The following is a 2,762-nucleotide window of genomic DNA, read 5'->3' as shown; positions in this document are numbered from 1 at the left end:
CGATAAGGCAACCAAGGTTCTATCCGAGATGGGCTTGACCGTATCCGACGCGATCCGGCTGCTCTTGAAGCGGATCGTTGCGGAACAGGCCCTTCCATTCGAGATCAGGGTCCCGAACGCCAAGACGGTGGCAGCCATGGAGGAACTGGCGGCTGGGAAGGGTCGCAAGTTCGCTACCGTTGCCGACATGATGGCGGAGCTTGATGCCGAGGACGATTGATCAGGCTACGAGCTTCAAGAAAGACATCAGGCGGGAAGGGAAAGCGGGCCATAAGAATTGGCCGCAAATTCTTACCGACGTACTCGAAGTCCTCGTGAACGACGGTATCGTTGATGCCAAGTACAGGGATCATCCCCTGGCCGGAATCTGGAATGGCTACCGAGATTGCCATATTAGGCCGGATTTGGTTCTCATCTACAAAAAGACAGATGACCCCTCACCGCTGTTGAGGTTGGCGCGTCTTGGCTCCCATTCAGAGCTGTTCGGCGAGTAGAACGACGGTCGCTCAGTGCATAAACTAAGCGAAACGGTGCTCGCACAACGCGCTAGAACGTTCGATTGACCGAGAAGATAGTGAGGTTCTGATGCGTCCCTTCTTTGTGACGCCCTGACTCCAGCCTCAGAGCATCCGTTCGAAGCGAAGCTCGCCGGATTGGGTCTGAACGATCAGGCTCGGGCCTTGCATGTCCCATTTTCCCGACGTCCGCAGGGCGACGAAGAAGGCGTGCTCTGCCGCCATCACCGCCTTGTCGCAGGCCTTCTTGGTGATCGCCAGCGGTCCGACGGCGAGGTGTTGCTCACGCAGCGGATAGGCGGTCGCGGCATAGGTATTGCAGCCGCCGAAGCCGCGAGCCCGCAACTGATCATCGAGGCTGAAGCTCGGCCGGTCGCCGCCGAAGGACTTGCCGTTCAGACTGACCGCGAGCCAGGACGAGCCGAGCGGGAAGACCTTGTCCCTTTGCCCCGGCTTGACGACCTTGTTCTCCAACCGACGCGGAGGCGCAGCCTCGCGCCCAACCGGCGCCTGCTGGGCGTAGGCAGTCGAAACGACGGCAATGCTGCTGAGGAGCGCGGCAATGCGAAGCGCGTACATCGTAACCCTCGTCTTCCAAAAGTGTCGGGACCTTAAGGGGACCGGTGCCGGGAGGCAACGCCTCCGCACGGTCCTTTTCCGATCATATGTTCCATTATTCAACCTGAAGCCAGGATGAAAGAGCGTGTTCAAGGACACCTCGACGCATTGGCCAGCCGCCCGAGCAGCTTTTCGGTCAAAGCGTTGGTGCCCCTGAACAGATAGTCGAAGGTTCTGACCGTGATGTCCTGCGCCTCCAGTGCTTGGAGCCCGGCGACGAGATCGAACACGGCGCTGGCCTTGCAATGAACCACAATCTCGCGACCGTGCGGCAGCCCATAGGGCATGGCGGCGCCGGAGGATTGCACCAGCGCATTCAGCCCCGACAACTGGTTCGGGTGGAGCGAAGCGCGAACTTCGCGACTTGTCCGCGCCTCTTCCTCGGCCGCGATCCGGGTCAGGACGGCCATCGCGGCAGCCTGGGCACGCGCCGACCAAGTCGCCGTGAGCGATGCCACGAGATTGGCTTCGGAGCGAAGGATCACGCCGTCGTCGAGGACCTTCAAGGCATTGGCGGTCAGCGTCGATCCGGTGCTCGTGATGTCGACGATCAGCTCTGCAGATCCCGCGCTGGGTGCCCCTTCGGTGGCCCCGAGGCTCTCGACGATCCGGTAATCGGCAATGCCGTGCTGGGCGAAGAACTGCCTCGTCAGGTTCACATATTTCGTCGCGACCCGCATCTTGCGGCCATGGTGGGCGCGAAGATCGGCGGCGACCTCGTCGAGGTCGGCCATGCTGCGCACGTCGATCCAGGCTTGCGGCACCGCGACGACGACGTTGGCATTGCCGAAGCCCAAGGGCGTCAGCAGTTCGACGACGTCATCTGCGCCGGGAATCTGTTCTCTGACCAGATCCTCACCCGTGATGCCGAGATGAGCGGCGCCCGTCGAAAGCTGGTTGACGATCTCGGACGCCGATAGAAAGGCCACCTCGACGTCGGGAACTCCGGCGAGCCGCCCGCGATAGTCCCGCGCACCGCGCGATTGCGTGAACACGAGGCCGGCGCGGCCGAAAAACGCGGCGGCGTTCTCTTGCAGGCGGCCCTTTGAGGGGATCGCGAGGATCAGTGGGGAATTGGGCATGTCAGAGCTTTCCGACGATACGATCGAGCCAGAAGGAACAGCCGACAGCCGGGATCTCCTCCTTTGCGCCGAGATGTTGCAGCAGCCGATCGTACCGACCGCCACCGACGATCGGCTTGGCGTCGCCGCGCTGCGGATCCTGAACCTCGAAGATGAAACCGGTATAATAGTCGAGGTTGCGAGCAAAAGTCGCCGAGAACGCGAAACGGCCGACATCGAGCCCGCGCGCCGCCATGAATCCAGTCCGTTCCTCGAAAGCGGCGAGGGCCRTCGATAGGTCGAGGCCCGTTTCGTCGGCGAGGGTCCTGATCGCGAGAGAGGCCTCGTCCGGATCGCCCTCGATGGCGAGGTAACGTTCCAGGATCGCACGGGAATCCTCGGACAGCCCGGAGCGGTTACCGGCGCGCGTAAGGAAGCGCTCGGCAATCTCACCAGCGCTGCGCCCGCCGACGCGCGCGATGCCGGCGATCGAAAGGATGTCCTCGACAAAGGCCTTTGCCGCCTGCGGAGCCTGTCCTTCGATGGCGGCGAGTAGTCCCGCATATTC

General features: G+C 62.3%; 5 protein-coding genes. 2 read left to right on the top strand and 3 right to left on the bottom strand.

Annotated features, from left to right (window positions below; translation table 11 throughout):
* Positions 1-220 (top strand): type II toxin-antitoxin system RelB/DinJ family antitoxin (locus AC1DT3_RS17255; RefSeq protein WP_477466464.1); only part of this gene is annotated, 220 nt, incomplete at its 5' end.
* Positions 204-494 (top strand): type II toxin-antitoxin system YafQ family toxin, encoded by a 291-nt coding sequence (locus AC1DT3_RS17250; RefSeq protein WP_477466463.1) that lies wholly within the window; start codon positions 204-206, stop codon positions 492-494. The genes AC1DT3_RS17255 and AC1DT3_RS17250, both read left to right, overlap by 17 nt.
* A 126-nt stretch (positions 495-620) precedes the next feature.
* Here the strand turns inward: AC1DT3_RS17250 and AC1DT3_RS17245 are convergent, their stop codons facing one another.
* The 3 genes from AC1DT3_RS17245 to AC1DT3_RS17235 all read right to left on the bottom strand — a co-directional run.
* Positions 621-1,094: an META domain-containing protein gene (locus AC1DT3_RS17245; RefSeq protein ID WP_477466462.1), complete on the bottom strand. Its 474-nt coding sequence runs from the start codon at positions 1,092-1,094 to the stop codon at positions 621-623.
* A gap of 128 nt (positions 1,095-1,222) precedes the next feature.
* Positions 1,223-2,215 carry an ATP phosphoribosyltransferase gene (gene hisG, locus AC1DT3_RS17240; RefSeq protein WP_477466461.1) on the bottom strand — a complete coding sequence of 331 codons (993 nt, stop codon included), beginning with the start codon at positions 2,213-2,215 and terminating at the stop codon, positions 1,223-1,225.
* A 1-nt stretch (position 2,216) separates the two neighbouring features.
* On the bottom strand, positions 2,217-2,762 hold a 546-nt coding region (locus AC1DT3_RS17235; protein WP_477466460.1), incomplete at its 5' end, for an ATP phosphoribosyltransferase regulatory subunit.

This window comes from Microvirga sp. P4_G7 (assembly GCF_056401005.1).
Note: the sequence above shows the minus strand (reverse complement) of the source record. Positions and strands in the feature narration are given on the sequence as shown.